This window comes from Streptomyces panaciradicis (assembly GCF_023516615.1).
Lineage (GTDB): Bacteria > Actinomycetota > Actinomycetes > Streptomycetales > Streptomycetaceae > Streptomyces > Streptomyces panaciradicis.
The window spans coordinates 108256-124352 of sequence record NZ_JAMGBF010000003.1 but is presented as its reverse complement, the minus strand read 5'-3'; the positions used below and the strand labels follow the sequence as shown (position 1 = coordinate 124352).

At 72.5% G+C, this 16097-nt stretch carries 14 protein-coding genes; 9 read left to right on the top strand and 5 right to left on the bottom strand.

The genetic code is table 11. The features are described from left to right. Positions 1–2: 2 nt before the first annotated feature. The 3 genes from M8J74_RS01895 to M8J74_RS01885 are packed head-to-tail and all read right to left on the bottom strand — an operon-like array spanning position 3 to position 2305. Positions 3–716 (bottom strand): CoA-transferase subunit beta, encoded by a 714-nt coding sequence (locus M8J74_RS01895; protein WP_249834714.1) that lies wholly within the window; start codon positions 714–716, stop codon positions 3–5. Further along, the gene (locus M8J74_RS01890) at positions 713–1528 is read right to left on the bottom strand and encodes a CoA transferase subunit A (protein ID WP_249834713.1); all 816 of its coding nucleotides are present in this window, start codon (positions 1526–1528) and stop codon (positions 713–715) included. Before M8J74_RS01890 ends, M8J74_RS01895 begins: the two co-directional genes overlap by 4 nt. Continuing rightward, entirely contained in the window at positions 1529–2305 is a 777-nt protein-coding gene (locus M8J74_RS01885) for an enoyl-CoA hydratase family protein (protein ID WP_249834712.1), read from the bottom strand. A 54-nt stretch (positions 2306–2359) separates the two neighbouring features. On the opposite strand from M8J74_RS01885, the gene M8J74_RS01880 reads away from it, so the two are divergent. Next, positions 2360–3100 (top strand): SDR family oxidoreductase, encoded by a 741-nt coding sequence (locus tag M8J74_RS01880; RefSeq protein ID WP_249834711.1) that lies wholly within the window; start codon positions 2360–2362, stop codon positions 3098–3100. A gap of 1 nt (position 3101) precedes the next feature. Beyond that, entirely contained in the window at positions 3102–4007 is a 906-nt protein-coding gene (locus M8J74_RS01875) for an SDR family oxidoreductase (RefSeq protein WP_249834710.1), read from the top strand. A 74-nt stretch (positions 4008–4081) separates the two neighbouring features. Here the strand turns inward: M8J74_RS01875 and M8J74_RS01870 are convergent, their stop codons facing one another. Beyond that, positions 4082–4975 carry a hypothetical protein gene (locus M8J74_RS01870; protein ID WP_058925917.1) on the bottom strand — a complete coding sequence of 298 codons (894 nt, stop codon included), beginning with the start codon at positions 4973–4975 and terminating at the stop codon, positions 4082–4084. 193 nt (positions 4976–5168) lie between these two features. Here M8J74_RS01870 and M8J74_RS01865 point away from each other — a divergent pair, with 193 nt between their 5' ends. The 5 genes from M8J74_RS01865 to M8J74_RS01845 all read left to right on the top strand — a co-directional run bounded on the left by M8J74_RS01865 (position 5169) and on the right by M8J74_RS01845 (position 11838). Continuing rightward, positions 5169–5519 (top strand): chorismate mutase, encoded by a 351-nt coding sequence (locus M8J74_RS01865; protein WP_058925918.1) that lies wholly within the window; start codon positions 5169–5171, stop codon positions 5517–5519. 141 nt (positions 5520–5660) lie between these two features. Then, positions 5661–6218, top strand: a complete 558-nt coding sequence (locus M8J74_RS01860; protein ID WP_249834709.1) for a response regulator — start codon at positions 5661–5663, stop codon at positions 6216–6218. A 56-nt stretch (positions 6219–6274) separates the two neighbouring features. After that, positions 6275–8761, top strand: coding sequence for an aminopeptidase N (pepN, locus tag M8J74_RS01855; RefSeq protein ID WP_249834708.1), 2487 nt, complete (start codon positions 6275–6277; stop codon positions 8759–8761). Positions 8762–8947: 186 nt separating this feature from the next. Next, positions 8948–10381, top strand: coding sequence for a pyridoxal phosphate-dependent decarboxylase family protein (locus tag M8J74_RS01850; RefSeq protein ID WP_249834707.1), 1434 nt, complete (start codon positions 8948–8950; stop codon positions 10379–10381). Further along, positions 10378–11838, top strand: coding sequence for a lysine N(6)-hydroxylase/L-ornithine N(5)-oxygenase family protein (locus tag M8J74_RS01845; RefSeq protein ID WP_249834706.1), 1461 nt, complete (start codon positions 10378–10380; stop codon positions 11836–11838). The genes M8J74_RS01850 and M8J74_RS01845 overlap by 4 nt, the downstream gene beginning before the upstream one ends. Here M8J74_RS01845 and M8J74_RS01840 read toward each other — a convergent pair. Beyond that, positions 11835–13640, bottom strand: coding sequence for a bifunctional metallophosphatase/5'-nucleotidase (locus M8J74_RS01840; protein WP_249834705.1), 1806 nt, complete (start codon positions 13638–13640; stop codon positions 11835–11837). The two genes, M8J74_RS01845 and M8J74_RS01840, sit on opposite strands and share 4 nt — an antisense overlap. A 150-nt stretch (positions 13641–13790) precedes the next feature. Here M8J74_RS01840 and M8J74_RS01835 point away from each other — a divergent pair, with 150 nt between their 5' ends. After that, on the top strand, positions 13791–14492 hold the full coding sequence (locus M8J74_RS01835) for an SIMPL domain-containing protein (RefSeq protein WP_249834704.1): 702 nt from the start codon (positions 13791–13793) through the stop codon (positions 14490–14492). 131 nt (positions 14493–14623) lie between these two features. Then, entirely contained in the window at positions 14624–16060 is a 1437-nt protein-coding gene (pyk, locus tag M8J74_RS01830; RefSeq protein WP_249834703.1) for a pyruvate kinase, read from the top strand. The last annotated feature ends 37 nt before the right edge of the window (positions 16061–16097 follow it).

Genomic DNA, 16097 nt, shown 5'->3' with positions numbered 1-16097 from the left:
GGTTAGGAGACCTCCTTGGCGCGGGCGCCCGCCGGGTCCAGCACCTCGCGGACGAGCCGCAGTTCCTCGGCGGTGGGCTCGCGCGTGGGCGGTACGCCGTCCGGGACGGCCAGGGCGAACGAGGTCGCCTCCCTGACGTCTGCCACCGTGACCCCCGGATGCAGCGAGGCCAGCCGCATCGAGTGGTCCGGCGTGGCGAAGTCGAAGACGCCCAGGTCGGACACGACCCGCGGGATCCGGTGGAACCGCGCGCCGCCCGCGTGGTCGTACCCCACGCCGCACACCATGTCGACCTTCTCGACGAAGACCCGGCGCGAGTGCCGCGGGATCCAGTAACTGGTCGGATTGTTCAGGGTGTTCACGGGCGCTCCCCGCACCCCGAGCAGCTGGCGATCGGGCCGCGCCCAGTCGCCGACGCAGGAGATGTTCTGGTTGCCGAACCGGTCGATCTGGCTCGCGCCCATCATCACGTGCCGCCGGCCGCCGGTGACGAACTCCAGGTGCCGCCGGTACGGCAGCCAGCCCTCCGGCGTCCCGTCCGGGCGGACCAGCATCGCCTCGCCGTCGGTCAGCAGCAGGTCCGGCGCGAAGGTGAGCCGCGCCAGCCGGGCGCCGAGCGCGGGGATCAGGCCCATGGGACTGGCCAGCACCTCGCCGTCGCCCCGCCAGGCCTCGGCGCACGCGATCACGCAGTACTCGGCACGGGTGACGGTCATGAACCCTCCCTCGCGGGCGAGTCGAGCAGGCGTTCGGCGTACTCCGGCCAGGGTGTGGTGGCGTACTCCCGTTGCGCGGCCTCGTCCCGGCCGTAGTCCGGCGCGCAGGAGGTGAAGTGCGCGCCGCCGGGGGCCTCGACGACACCGGTGACGGTGTGCCGTCCGACCAGCAGCGTCTGCGGCGCCGCCTCCTTGGTCAGCTCGGCGGTGTCCACGATCCGTTCGCAGGACATGTACGCCTCGTCGGCCGCCTCGCAGAACAGGTCGTCGAAGTAGGGGTCCGGGCCCAGGTACTGCCCGTTGCCCAGCCGGTCGGCGCGGTTGACGTGCACCAGGGCCGCGTCCAGGCGCAGGGCGGGCATCGCCACGAACGTCTCCCCGTCGCCGTAGGGCGAAGTGACCGTGCGCAGGCCGGGGTTGACCCGCATCACGTCCGAACCGAGTCCGGCGCGCACCGGCAGGAAGGGCAGCCGGTTCGCCGCCGCGCGCAGCCCCCACAGGAACATCGCCTCGTCGATCTCCATGAGGTCGATCGCGCCGCGTTCGCGGGCCGCGCGGTAGTGCGGTTCGAGGGGGATGGAGTCGAGGGTGACGAAGGCGGCGACCAGCTTCCGTATCCGCCCGGCGGCCGCCAGCATGCCGACGTCCGGGCCGCCGTAGGAGACGACCGTCAGATCCCTGACGTCGGATCGCAGCAGCGCCCTGACCAGTGCCATCGGTTTGCGGCGCGAGCCCCAGCCGCCGATGCCGAGGGTCATGCCGCTGCGCAGCCGCGCGACCGCCTCGTCCGCGGTCATGGTCTTGTCGCCCACTCAGCCGCCCTCCTTGCCGAACCTGTCCCGGACCCGGTCGGCGACCCCGACCGTGCTCGCCTCGTACGTGAAGCCCTGCTCGAAGCGGTAGCTGCGGCGCACGTCGACGGGGTCGATGCCGTTGATCGCGGCCTTCGCCAGCCGCAGCAGCTCCCCGTCCTTGGCGGCGATCTCCCGCGCCAACTCCATTGCTGCGGCGCGGAGTTCGCCGCGCGGAACCACCCGCCACACCGAGCCGTGCGCGTGCAGCTCCGCCGCGGTCGCGGTGCGCGAGGTGTAGTACAGGGCGCGCATCAGGTGCTGCGGGACCAGCCGGGACAGGTGCGTGGCGGCGCCCAGGGCACCTCGGTCCAGCTCGGGCAGCCCGAAGGTGGCGTCCTCGCTGGCCACGATCACGTCCGCGTTCCCGGCGAGCCCGATGCCGCCGCCCAGGCAGAACCCCTGCACGGCCGCGATCACCGGCACCTCGCACTCGTAGACCGCGGCGAACGCCTCGAAGCAGCCCCGGTTCGCACCCGCCAGCGCGCCCGGGCCCTCGGCCTGGATCTCCTTGATGTCCACGCCCGCGTTGAAGCCCCGCCCCTCGGCCGTGAGCACCACGCACCGCACCCGCGGGTCGCGCCCGGCCATGCGCACGGCGTCCGCCAGGGCGAACCAGCCCCGCACCGGCAGGGCGTTCACCGGCGGGAAGTCGACCGTCACGACGGCGATCGCGTCGTCGTCCGGTCCCCGCGTATCTTCCGGCCCCTTTTCCGGGGACGAGGTGGAGACACCCATGGAAGCATCAGCTACCTTTCCACCAAACGTTTGTTAGGTGGAGGGTAGCGGCGAATGGAGTGGGACGGGAAGGTCGCGGTCGTCACCGGCGGCACGCGCGGCGTCGGCGCCGGGATCGCGCGGGCCTTCGCCGAGGCCGGCGCACAGGTCGTGGTCTGCGCCCGCAGACCGCCCGAAGTGCCGGTCGAGGGAGCGGAGTTCATTCCGCTGGACCTGCGCGACGCGGAGGCCGTGGACGACTTCTTCGCCGGGCTGGACCGGGTCGACGTCCTCGTCAACAACGCGGGCGGCACGCCCTACAGGCGGCTGACGGCAGGGGACGCCCGGCGGCACGCGCGGGTGATCGAGCTGAACCTCCTCGCCCCGCTGACGGCGTCCCTCGCCGCGTACGGGCGACTGCGGCGCAGCGGCGGGTCGGTGGTGATGATCGGCAGCGTGAGCGGCGGCCGGCCCTCGCCCGGCTCGGCGGCCTACGGGGCGGCCAAGGCGGGCCTGGAGAGCCTCGCCCGCTCGATGGCCGTGGAGTGGGCGCCCGAGGTGCGCGTCAACACCCTGGTCGTCGGCATGGTCCGCACCGAGCTGTCCCGTCTGCACTACGGCGGCGAGGAGGGCGTCGAGGCCGTCGCCCGGACGGTGCCGCTCGGCCGCCTGGCCACACCCGCCGACGTGGGCGCCGCCGCGGTCTTCCTGGCCTCCGACGCCGCCGCCTACATCACCGGCGCGAGCCTGCTGGTGCACGGGGGCGGGGAGCGGCCCGCCTTCCTCGACGCCGCGACCGCCAACAAGGAGACGTGAGATGAGCGGAATCTGTCAGGACCGGGTCGTCGCCGTCACCGGGGCCGGACGCGGCCTCGGGCGGGCGCACGCCCTGGCGTTCGCGGCGGAGGGTGCGCGGGTCGTCGTCAACGACCTGGGAGTCGGCCTGGACGGCACGCCGGGCCCCGACAGTCCGGCGGGGCGGGTCGTCGACGAGATCCGCGCGGCGGGCGGCGAGGCGGTCGCCCACGCCGGCGACATCGCGACCACCGAGGGCGCGGCCTCGCTCGTCACGACCGCCCTGGAGGCCTACGGCCGTCTCGACACCCTCGTCAACAACGCCGGGTTCCTGCGTGACCGGATGCTGGTCAACCTCGGCGAGGACGACTGGGACGCCGTGATCCGCGTGCACCTCAAGGGGCACTTCCTGCCGCTCAGACACGCCGCCGCGCACTGGCGGGCGGAGGCCAAGGCGGGCCGGACGCCGGTGGCCAGGGTCGTCCACACCAGCAGCGGCGCGGGCCTGCTGGGGTCGGTCGGGCAGGGCAACTACAGCGCCGCGAAGGCCGGGATCGTCGGTCTGACGCTGGTCGCCGCGGCCGAACTCGCCCGCTACGGCGTCCAGGTCAACGCGATCGCCCCCGCCGCCCGCACCCGCATGACGGAACGGACGTTCGCCGCGACGATGGCCGCCCCCGACGCCGGATTCGACGCCATGGCCCCCGAGAACGTCGCCCCCCTCGTCGTCTGGCTCGGCTCCGCCGCGAGCGCCGGCGTGACGGGCCGGGTCTTCGAGGCGGAGGGCGGCCGGATCACCGTGATGGAGGGCTGGCGGCCGGGGCCCAGCGCCGACAAGGGGGCGCGGTGGAGCCCGGCGGAGGCGGGGGAGACGGCACTGAAGCTGCTAGCGGAGGCCGAGACACCGGGGGCGGTGTACGGCGCGTGAGCGTGTTCGGGCGGACGTCCGGGCGGCGGCCCTGCGCGCGGCCGGCGGGGATCTTCGCCACGGCTGGGCGGGGTCTAGGTGTCGCACTCCAGCACCGTCCTGCACAGTCCGCACCGCGCCCGCACCCGTCCCTTCACCGGCACCCTGATCCGCTGGTGGCAGGTCGGGCAGGGGAACGACACCCGCAGGGGGCCGTGGCCGTCGGGGGTGAAGCTGTAGGGGACCTCCGGATGAGGGGTGCCGGCCCGGTCCTGGGCGTGGCGGCGGTCGCGGGCGTAGCGGCGGCGGCCCGCCCAGCCGGCCGCCGTCAGCGGGGGCTGCTGCTCGTCGCGGCGGGCCCGGACCATGCCCTGGGTGTAGGCCTCGTAGGCCTGGGGGCTGGTGAACCACACGGACGGGTCCTCGCCGAAGACCAGCGCCCGCTTCGCCAGGACGTAGCCGAACTCCTCCGGGGTCAGGTAGCCCAGCTTCTGCGACGAGGCCGCGTCCTCCCGGTAGGCGTCCAGCAGCAGCCAGCCCGCGCCCAGGTAGGTCGCCGCCGTGTCCGTGAGGATCTCGTTCTCGCGGGTGCCCGGGAAGGACAGGTCCAGGCGGTGCAGGTACACGTGCATGATCTCGTGGGCCAGGGCGGCGCCGATGTCCCGGCGGTGCGTGCGGAAACGGTCGTTCAGTTCCACGAAGTACTCGGGGCCGGCGGCGAGTTCGACGTTCGCCGCGTGCGTCATCTCGCGGAAGCCGACGATCATCCGGGCGTCCGGGAGACGGTAGTGGCGCACCAGCTCGCGAGCCACGCGCTGGGTGCCCAGATGGAGGTCGTCGGTGTCGCAGAAGGCCACGTCGGCCGGGAGCACGCTGGCCGAGAAGGTGTGGATGGTGTCGTAGGACAACCGCTTGTAGAGCGCGGTGATGGCGGCCCGCACCGTCTCCAGGTGTGGGTAGCCGTGCTCGACCGGTCCGCCGTTCGCCACGCCTGACCCCCAAGACGCCCTGAACCCGATTCCACTCTACGGGCAGGAGAGCGGATTTTCGCTGGCCGGGTTCCCGGCGGCGGGACCGGGCGCGGCCGTACCGCGCCGTCCCCGGCGGCCTGAGCGGCCGGGTGCCCGATCCCGACGATCCGCCCATGATCGAGCCCGCCCCCGCCCCGTAGGCTGTGCGCCCATGACCACCAGCAACAACGCGGCCGGCGGCGTCGACCCGGCCGTCCTCGCCGAACTGGCCCGGCTGCGCGACAGCATCGACAACATCGACGCGGCCGTCGTGCACATGCTCGCCGAACGCTTCAAGGCCACCCAGCAGGTCGGCCACCTCAAGGCCGCCCACCACCTGCCGCCCGCCGACCCGGCCCGCGAGGCCCGCCAGATCGAGCGCCTGCGGGGCCTCGCCGAAAGCGCCAAGCTCGACCCGGCGTTCGCTGAGAAGTTCCTGAACTTCATCATCGCCGAGGTCATCCGCCACCACGAGCGCATCGCGGAGGACGCCGTCAACGGCAGCGCGAAAACGGCGAATTGACCTCGGCTGATGCGGCAAATGAGGTGACAGGGCGGGCGCCGGGGAGCATGCTGCGCTGTGCACTGCTCGTCAGCTGACGGACACGCCCCGTCAGTGGTTCGGTCATAAGCTGGTTGTCCCACGCGGGAGGGACGTCGGGCCATGCCGGATGCCAAGATCCTCATCGTCGACGACCACGAGGACACGCTGTACGCGCTGGAGAGCGCCCTGGCCCCGCTGGGCTACCAGCTGGGCCGCGCCACCAGCGGCGACGAGGCCCTCAAGCAGGTGCTCCGCGGGCAGGTCGGCCTCCTCGTCCTCGACGTCCGCATGCCCCGGGTCGGCGGCCTGGAGGTGGTGCGCTACATGCGCCGCGTGGAACAGACCCAGCACATCCCGGTCGTCCTGGTCACCGGCTTCGGCTCCGACCACGAACTGACCTCCGCCGCCTTCGGCCTCGGGGTCGCCGACCTCGTCATGAAACCCGTGGACCCGTGGGTCCTGCGCACCAAGGTCCGCTACCTCTACGACGCCCGCCGCCGCCAGCTCGCCCTGGAACAGGAGATCCGGGAACTGCGCGCCCTGGTCAAGGAGCATCCCGGCGCCGCCGGAACGGACGAGCCCGGCCCCCGCGCCGCCCTGCCCCACCCGGACCCCCGGGTGCCCCCGCAGCGGGCGTCCGAGGCGCACGACGGGGAGCTCGAGCAGGACCGGACATAGGCCGCGTACCGATCCGCCTCTGTGCCCTGTCAGCGGCATCGGGCAGCATTACCCGCATGTCCGTACTGACGCGCGACGAAGCGCAGACCCGTGCCAGGCTCCTCGACGTCCACCGCTACTCGATCGAGCTCGATCTGACCACCGGCGACGAGACCTTCGACTCCCGCACCGTCATCCGCTTCAGCGCCCGCACGGACGCCACCACCTTCGTCGAGCTCAAGCCCGCCGAGCTGCGCGCCGCCACCCTCGACGGCCTGCCCCTGGACCCGGCGAGCCTCGACGGCAACCGCCTGCCCCTGGAGAACCTCACGGCGGGCGAGCACGAGCTGCGCGTCGAGGCCGCCATGCGCTACTCCCGCACCGGCGAGGGCATGCACCGCTTCACCGACCCCACCGACGGCGAGACCTACGTCTACACCCAGCTGTTCCTGGACGACGTCCAGCGCGTCTTCACCGCCTTCGACCAGCCCGACCTGAAGTCCGTCTTCGAACTGACCGTGACGGCCCCCGACGGCTGGACGGTCCTCGCCAACGGCATCACCGAGCGCCTCGACGACGGCCGCTGGCAGGCCGCTCCCACGCCCCTGATCTCCACCTACCTCGTCGCCGTCGCCGCCGGCCCCTGGCACTCCGTGCGCACCGAGCACCGCGGGCTGCCCTTCGGCCTGCACTGCCGCCGCTCGCTCGCCCCCTACCTGGACCCGGACGCCGACGAGCTGTTCGAGATCACCCGGCAGTGCTTCGACCGCTACCACGAGAAGTTCGAGGAGCCCTACCCCTTCGACTCCTACGACCAGGCGTTCGTCCCCGAGTTCAACGCCGGCGCCATGGAGAACCCGGGCCTGGTCACCTTCCGCGACGAGTTCGTCTACCGCTCCGCCGTCACCGACACCGAGCGGCAGACCCGCGCCATGGTCGTCGCCCACGAGATGGCCCACATGTGGTTCGGCGACCTGGTCACCCTGCGCTGGTGGGACGACATCTGGCTGAACGAGTCCTTCGCCGAGTACATGGGCTACCAGACCCTCACCGAGGCCACCCGCTTCACCGACACCTGGACCGACTTCGGCGTCGCCCGCAAGGCCTGGGGCTACGACGCCGACCAGCGCCCCTCCACCCACCCCGTCGCCCCCGAGAACGTCGACGACACGGCCTCCGCCCTGCTCAACTTCGACGGCATCTCCTACGCCAAGGGCGCCTCCGCGCTGCGCCAGCTCGTCGCCTGGCTCGGCGAGAAGGACTTCCTGGCCGGCATCAACACCCACTTCGCCCGCCACCGCTTCGCCAACGCCGGCCTCGCCGACTTCATCGACTCCCTCGCCTCCGCCACCGAGCGCGACGTCCACGCCTGGGCCGACGCCTGGCTGCGCACCACCGGCGTCGACACCCTCAGGCCGGTGGTGACCCGCGCCGACGAGGGCACGTACGCCCTTCGGATCGAGCACACCGGCAGCCGCCCGCACCGCGTCGCCGTCGGCCTCTACGACCAGGACGTCGCCGACGAGAGCCGCCACCTCGTGCTGCGCCGGCGCCTCGACCTCGACGTCCCCCAGACCGGGTCCCACCCCCTCGGCAAGCGCCCCGCCCTGCTCGTGATCAACGACGGCGACCTCACCTACGCCAAGATCCGCTTCGACGCGGAGTCCTTCGAGACGGTGCGGGCCAACCTGTGCGGCCTGCCCGACCCGCTCACCCGCGCGGTCGTCTGGAACGCCCTGCGCGACAGCGTCCGCGACGGCGAACTGGCGCCCGCCGCCTACCTGGAGACGGCCCGCGCCCACCTCCCGCACGAGACCGACCTCGCCCTCGTCCAGGGCGTCCTCGCCTTCGCCACCGCCCAGGTCGCCGGCCGCTACATCGCCCCCGAGGGCCGCCCCGCCGCCCTGGCCACCCTCTCCTCCCTGTGCCGCGACCTGATCCGCCGCACCGAGGACGGCGACAACCCCGGCCTGCGCCTGATCGCCGTGCGCCACTTCATCGACGTCGCCGCCCAGCCCGACACGATCGCCGCCTGGCTCGCCGACGGCACCGTCCCCGGCGGCCCGGAACTCGACCCCGAGCTGCGCTGGCGGGTCCTGGCCCGGCTCGCCGTGCTCGGCGCCGTCGACGAGGCGGAGATCGCCACCGAACTCGACCGCGACCTGTCGGCCACCGGCCAGGAGGGCGCCGCCCGCTGCCGGGCCGCCCTGCCGGACGAGGCGGGCAAGGCCAAGGCGTGGGAGGCCATGTTCGGCAGCGACGACCTGTCCAACTACCTCTTCATCGCCACCGCCCAGGGCTTCTGGCAGCCCGAACAGGCCGACCTGGTCGGCCCGTACGTGGCCCGCTACTACGAGGACGCCGTCGCCGTCTCCGCCCGCCGCGGCCCGGCCATCGCCGACGCCGCCGGCCGCTCGGCCTTCCCGGTGCACGCCGTCGACGCGGAGACGCTGCGCCTGGGCGAGGCGTGCCTGCGCGACGCCGACCTCCTCCCGGCCCTGCGCCGCAAGCTCGTCGACCAACTCGACGACCTGCGCCGCGCGCTGCGGGTGAGGGAGGGCTAGGGGCAGAGGTCCAAGAAGCCGGGGCCGTTGCGCCCGTCGCCGTCGCGACGGGCCGCGACGGCCCCGACACGTTTTCCCCGCACGGCAGTACCCCCTTTCGGGTTCCGATCGTTGAACTTTTCGGGCACGCGCGCCCATCCGCGTACAAGCTGGAACTCCCTCTGCTCGCGCGCCCCGGAGGAACCCATGAGCACACCGAGCCTCGCCTCGGGCCCGGCCGGCCCGAACGCCCTGCGCCCCCTGCTCGCGACCGTGCTCGACGCCCTCGCCCTCGGCACACGGGAACGCGGTGGCCCGTTGCCCGCCGGAGGACCCGACGCCGTCGCCGCGCGGACGCGGGCCGCCGTGGGCGACGTACTGCCGCACGACGGCGACCCGGACGCCCTGCGCACCCTCGTGCACGCCCTCGCTGCGGGCGCCGCCGACCCGGCCGACCCCCTGTGCGCCGGCCACCTGCACTGTCCGCCGCTCGCCGTGGCCGTCGCCGCCGACCTCGCCGCCAGCGCGCTCAACCCGTCCCTGGACTCCTGGGACCAGGCGCCGGCCGCCTCGGAACTGGAAGCCCTCGTGACCCGGGCACTGGCGAGGGAGGTCTATCCGGCAACGCGCCGGGCGGAGGGCGCCGACGCCCTGGTCACCACCGGCGGCACCGAGTCCAACCAGCTCGCCCTGCTCCTCGCCCGAGAGACCCTCGGCGCCGGGGTCCGCCTCGTCTGCGGGGCCGACGCCCACCACTCGCTGCCCCGTGCCGCCCGGCTGCTCGGCCTGCCCGAGCCGGTGATCGTGCCCGCCCCGGCCGGCACCCTCGACCCGGCCGCCCTGGACGAGGCCCTCACCACCGTCCCCGGACCGTGGCTCGTCGCCGGCACCGCGGGCACCACCGACGCCGGCCTCATCGACCCGCTGCCCGAGATCGCGGCCCTGTGCCGGGCACACCACGCCCGGCTGCACGTCGACGCCGCCTACGGCGGGGGCCTGCTGTTCAGCGCCCGCCACCGCGACCTGCTCACCGGCCTGGCGGACGCCCACACCGTCACCCTCGACCTGCACAAAATCGGCTGGCAGCCGGTCCCCGCCGGCTTCCTCGCCGTCCGTGACGCCCGCGACCTCGACGCCCTGCGCCAGCGCGCCGACTACCTCAACGCCCCCGACGACACCGAGGCGGGCCTTCCCGACCTCCTCGGCCGCTCCCTGCGCACCTCCCGCCGCCCGGACGTGCTGAAGACCGCCGTCACCCTCAAGGCTCTCGGGCGCACCGGCCTCGGCGCCCTGGTCGACCAAGTCTGCGCGCTCGCCCAGGAGTTCGCGGAGCTCGTCCACCGCGAACCCGGCTTCGAGCTCTACGACCGCCCCACCATCAGCACGGTCCTCTTCCGGCCCGCCCAGGCCCCCGACGACACGGTGGCGGCCGTCCGCAGGCACCTCCTCGAACGGGGCCGCGCCGTCCTCGGCCGGGCCCGCCTCGACGGCCGCCTCTGGCTCAAGGCGACGTTCCTCAACCCCCACACCCGACCGGCCGACCTGACCACCCTGCTCACGGCCGTCGCGGAAGCCCTCCGAGCAGGAGAAGCACGCCCAGAACGCGCGCAGGACCTCGTGGAAGGAAACACCCCCCGATGAGCACCGCCCCCAACCCCCACCCCCCGCACCACGAGCCCGACGCCCCCCGCGACCTGGTCGGCATCGGCATCGGCCCCTTCAACCTCTCCCTGGCCGCCCTCGCCGACCCCCTGACCGGGCTCGACGCGGTCTTCTACGACCAGCGCCCCGCCTTCGACTGGCACCCGGGACTGCTCATCGACGGCGCCCGCATCCAGGTCCCCTTCCTCGCCGACCTGGTGACCCTCGCCGACCCCACCAGCCCGTGGACGTTCCTCAACTACCTCAGGGACCGCGGCCGTCTGTTCCCCTTCTACTTCGCCGAGCGCTTCCACATCCAGCGCGCCGAGTACGACGCCTACTGCCGCTGGGTCAGCGACCGGCTGCCCGGCCTGCGCTTCGGCCACCAGGTCGACGCCGTCCGCTGGAACCCCGAACGCGACCTGTTCGAGGTCGACTTCACCCAGCTCGACAGCGACGGGGAGGCCGAGGCCCTCGGCCGCACCTACACGCGCAACGTCGTCCTGGGCATCGGCACCGAACCGTACGTGCCCGACCCGCTCCGGCCGCTCGTCGAGGCGCCGGCCGTCCCGGTGTTCCACGCCGCCGACTACCTCGCCCACCGCGACACGATCCTCGCCGCCGGCCACGTCACGGTGATCGGCGCGGGCCAGTCCGGCGCCGAGATCTTCCTCGACCTGCTGCGCACCCGCCCCGCGGGCCGCGAACGGCTGCACTGGCTCGGCCGCACCGAGGCCTTCGCGCCGATGGAGTACTCCAAGCTCGGCCTCGAACACTTCACGCCCGACTACACCAGCTACTTCCACGCCCTGCCCGAGGGCGTCCGCGACCGCCTCGTCACCACCCAGTGGCAGCTGCACAAGGGCATCGACGCCGGCACCCTCGCCGCCATCCACGACGAGCTCTACCGCCGCACCCTGCACGGCGGCTGGCCCGACGCCGTCCTCACCCCCGGCGTCCGCGTCCGCACGGCGGGCCGGATCGCGACGACCAAGGTCGAACTCCACCTGGAGCACACCCAGCAGAACACGCGGTCCCGCCTCACCACCGACGCCGTCGTCCTCGCCACCGGCTACCGCGAACGCCCCCTCGACCGCATGCTCGCCGGCCTCGACCCCTACCTGCGCCGCGACAGCCGCGACCGCCCCCGGGTCGACGAGTCCTTCCGCCTGGTCTGCGACCCCTCCGTCACCGGCTCGGTGTACGTCCAGAACGCCGGACGCCACACCCACGGCGTCGGCACCCCCGACCTGGGTCTCGCCGCCTGGCGCAGCGCCGCCATCCTCAACACCCTGAGCGGCGAGGACGTCTACCCGCTGCCCGGGCGAACCGCCTTCACCACCTTCGGACTCGACGAACAGCGGCCGCCCACGCCCGTCGTGCCCCAGGCACGACAGGCGCAGGTCCTCACCCCGCTGGTGGACGGCCGGCAGGAGAGCTTCCGGACGACGATCTAGAAGACCGGCGTGCCGTTCCTCGTCAGCTTCCAGTCCACCGACGCGAAGTCCTTCGGGTCCAGCACGCCCTTCGCCGTCACCCACTCCGCGATCCGCGTACGGATCTCCGTCGACTCCGACCACAGCTCCTGCGCGGTCGCCACATAGGGGAAGGCGCCGCCGCCGTTGGCCCGGTAGTTGTTGACCGCGAACACGAACTGCTGCGCGTCGTCCAGCGCGGCCCCGCCGAACGTGAGGTTCTTGATCCGCGAACCGGCCGGCTGGGCGATGTCGATGTCGTACGACAGCCCCGACACGTAGTCGTAGTTGTAGTCCGGGCGGTTGTTCGCGTTGGTCAGCTTCTCCACGTCGACGGCCGCGTCCGGCGCCGTCTGCACGAAGTACTCCGCCGAGTACTCCAGGTAGGCCCGGAGCTGGGCGCCCGTCAGCAGCTTGGCGACCAGCGTGTTGTCGTACACGTAGAGGGAGGACAGGTCCCGGATGGTGACGTTGCCGGCCGGGATCTCGGACGTCCGCGAGAACGGCGAGGCCTGGGCGATCACCGGCAGCGCCGCGTACTGCGTGCCCGCCAGCGCCGCCTTGACCACGTCCTCCTGCACCTTGGTGATCAGGTCGATGATCGGTGCGTCCTTGTAGCGGGCCTCGACCGTCGTCAGGGTCTCGGTCGCCCGGCCGACGACCTGGTTGACGTACTCGACGACCTTCGCGTGCTCGTCCGCCAGCAGCTTGGTGATCTTCGGGTCGTCGGCGACCGTGTTGGAGTTCAGCACCTTCGACGACACCGACTCCACGGTCCACCGGCCCTTGGCGAAGACCAGCTCGACGTCGAACACCGACAGCCGCTCCGCGAACGCCAGCGGCTCCGACAGCACCACCGGCTTGCCGGTCGTGGTGTTGGTGACCTTCAGCTCCGGGATCTCCACGTGCGCGTGGCCCACCAGGATCGCGTCGATGTCGGGCACCTGCTGCGCGACCAGCGCGGCCGAGTTCTCGACGTACGGCACCTGGTCGCCGTAGGAGGACGTGCCGGACGAGCCGCTGTGCGCGGACACGATCACCACGTCCGCGCCCATCGACTTAAGCTTCGGCACCCACTTGGCGGCCTGCTCCTCCAGGCCCGGGAACTGGAGCTTGCCCTGCACATAGGCCTTGTCCCAGATCGCGATGCCCGGGTTCGTCAGACCGAGCACCGCCACCTTCACCGGAGGCGCCCCCGGCACCCGGAACTTCTTGATGAAGTACGGCGGGAAGGCGGGCTTCTGCGTCTTTGCGTCCACCGCGTTCGCCCCCAGCAGCGGGAAGCGCAGCTGCTCCTCGAACTTCCGCAGGGTCTCGATGCCGTAGTTGAACTCGTGGTTGCCCAGGGCCGCCGCGTCGTACCCGATCGCGTTCATGGCCTGCGCCATCGGGTGCACCGGGCCGCCCTCGGCGGTGATCGGGTCCACCTTCGCGTAGTAGTACGTCAGCGGGGTGCCCTGGATGGTGTCGCCCGCGTCCAGCAGGAGGGTGTTGCAGCGGCCCTTCTCCTCGCGCAACCGGTTCACGAGCGTCGAGATCCGGGCCAGGCCCTGCGCGTTGCCGGCCTTGTCGGTGTACTCCGCGTCCTTGAAGTAGTCCCAGTTGAAGACGTGCCCGTGCAGGTCGGTGGTGCCCATGACGGTGAGCGAGTACCGCTTGGCGGGTCTCTTCCCCGGCGTCTCGGGCGCCGCCTGCGCCGCCGGAGCCGCCACCGCGCTCGCGACGGCCACCCCCGCTCCGGTCGCGGCCGACTTCTTCAGGAACTTCCGCCGGTTCAAGGGCATGTCTCGATCTCCTCGGGAAAAGGTCAACAACGCGCGTAGATTCTGACCCGAGCATGGCAACCGGCAACAGGCCCGCCAGGTTGCGATCCGGTGACCTCTCTCGTGCCGACCCGCCCCGGCGGCCGGGCGGGGAGTGACACAGTGGGGCGTATGACCACCCCCGCATCGGACGACCCGCGCCCCGCCCCCTACGGCACCCCGGACGCCCCCCGCATCGCCGTCCGCGGCGAGGCCCACCTCGAAGTCGACCCCGAGATCGCCCGCATCGGCGTCACCGTCGCCTCCCGCGGCAGGGACCGCCGGGCCGCCCTCGACGACCTCACCCGCCGCAACGCCGCGGCCCTGGAGCTCATCAAGTCCTACGGCGAGGCCGTGGAGCACGTCGAGACCGGCGCCCTGTCCGTCAGTCCCGAACTGAAGGACAAGGGGCGCGGGGAGCGCGTCCACGCGTACCACGGGCGCGTCCACATCACCGCCGAGCTCACCGACTTCACCGCCCTCGGTGAACTGACCACCCGACTGGCCGACTTGGAACTGACCCGGGTGGACGGTCCCTGGTGGGCGCTGCGCCCCGCCTCCCCGGCCCACCGGGAGGCCCGGCAGCAGGCGGTGCGGGAGGCGGTCCAGCGGGCGAGGGAGTACGCCGAGGCGCTCGGCACCTCGCTCGTCGCCCTCGTGGAGCTGGCGGACATCGGCGCCGAGGAGGCCCAGCCCTACCGCACGCGGATGCGCTCCATGGCCTACGGGGCGGGCGCCGAGGACGCGCCGGCCGCGCTCGACCTCGAACCCCAGCGGCAGACCGTCCAGGCCGCGGTGAACGCCCGGTTCACCATGGCTCCGCCGGCCCTCTAGGGAATCGCGGAATGCTCATCGGAGCACCCCCGCGCACAATTCATTACTTGTCAACAGCCTTTCACTCAGAGGTTGTTGAGTAGTCATTCACGACCAATTCCCTACCCGCCGGTAAGCCCTAGGGTCGAATCATGCGCCGAGCAAAGATCGTCTGCACTCTGGGACCCGCGACCGACTCGTACGACCAGATCAAGGCCCTGGTCGAAGCGGGAATGGATGTCGCCCGACTCAACCTCAGCCACGGCACGCACGCCGAGCACGAGGAGCGCTACCGGCGCGTCCGCAAGGCCGCCGACGAGACCGGCCGCAGCGTCGGCATCCTCGCCGACCTTCAGGGCCCGAAGATCCGGCTCGGCCGTTTCGCCGAGGGTCCCGTACTCCTTGAACGCGGCGACACCTTCACCATCACCGTGGAGGAGGGCGCCGAGGGCGACCGCCACTCCTGCGGGACCACCTACGCCGGCCTCGCCGCCGACGTCACGGCCGGGGAGCGCATCCTCGTCGACGACGGCAAGGTCTGCCTGGAGGTGACCGCCGTCGACGGCCCCCGGGTGCGCACCAGGGTCGTCGAGGGCGGGATGGTCTCCGACCACAAGGGCCTCAACCTCCCCGGCGTCGCCGTCTCCGTGCCCGCCCTGTCCGAGAAGGACGAGGAGGACCTGCGCTGGGCGCTGCGCACCGGCGCCGACGTCGTCGCGCTGTCCTTCGTCCGCAGCGGCCGGGACGTCGAGGACGTGCACCGCATCATGGACGAGGAGGGGCGCCGCCTGCCCGTCATCGCCAAGGTGGAGAAACCGCAGGCCGTGGACGCCATCGACGACATCGTCGCCGCCTTCGACGGGGTCATGGTCGCGCGCGGCGACCTGGGTGTCGAGATGCCCCTGGAGCAGGTCCCCATGGTCCAGAAGCGGGCCGTCGCACTCGCCCGGCGCAACGCCAAGCCGGTGATCGTGGCGACGCAGATGCTGGACTCGATGATCGACAACTCCCGCCCGACGCGTGCGGAGGCCTCGGACGTCGCCAACGCGATCATCGACGGCACGGACGCGGTGATGCTCTCCGGCGAGACCAGTGTCGGCAAGTACGCCGTCGAGACGGTCCGGACGATGGCGCGGATCGTCGAGGCCGCGGAGGAGGACGTCCTCGCCAAGGGGCTGTCGCCGCTGACCGAGAGCAACAAGCCCCGCACCCAGGGCGGCGCGGTGGCCCGCGCGGCCGCCGAGATGGGGGACTTCCTGGGCGCCCGGTTCCTGGTCGCCTTCACCCAGTCCGGCGACACCGCCCGCCGGCTGTCCCGCTACCGCTCGCCGATCCCGCTGCTGGCCTTCACCCCGGAACCGGCCACCCGCTCCCAGCTCAGCCTGACCTGGGGAGCGGAGACCTTCCTCGGTCCCCACGCGGACTCCACGGACGCCATGGTCCACCAGGTGGACGAACTTCTGCTGAAATACGGCCGCTGCGAAAAGGGCGACATCGTGGTCATCACCGCGGGTTCACCGCCCGGAATTCCGGGCGCGACGAACATGGTGCGGGTTCACCACATCGGAGAGGACGACCGGCCCAAGTGAAAAGCCGCCGAAAAGGCGACCTTGGAAGAGAAGGAAA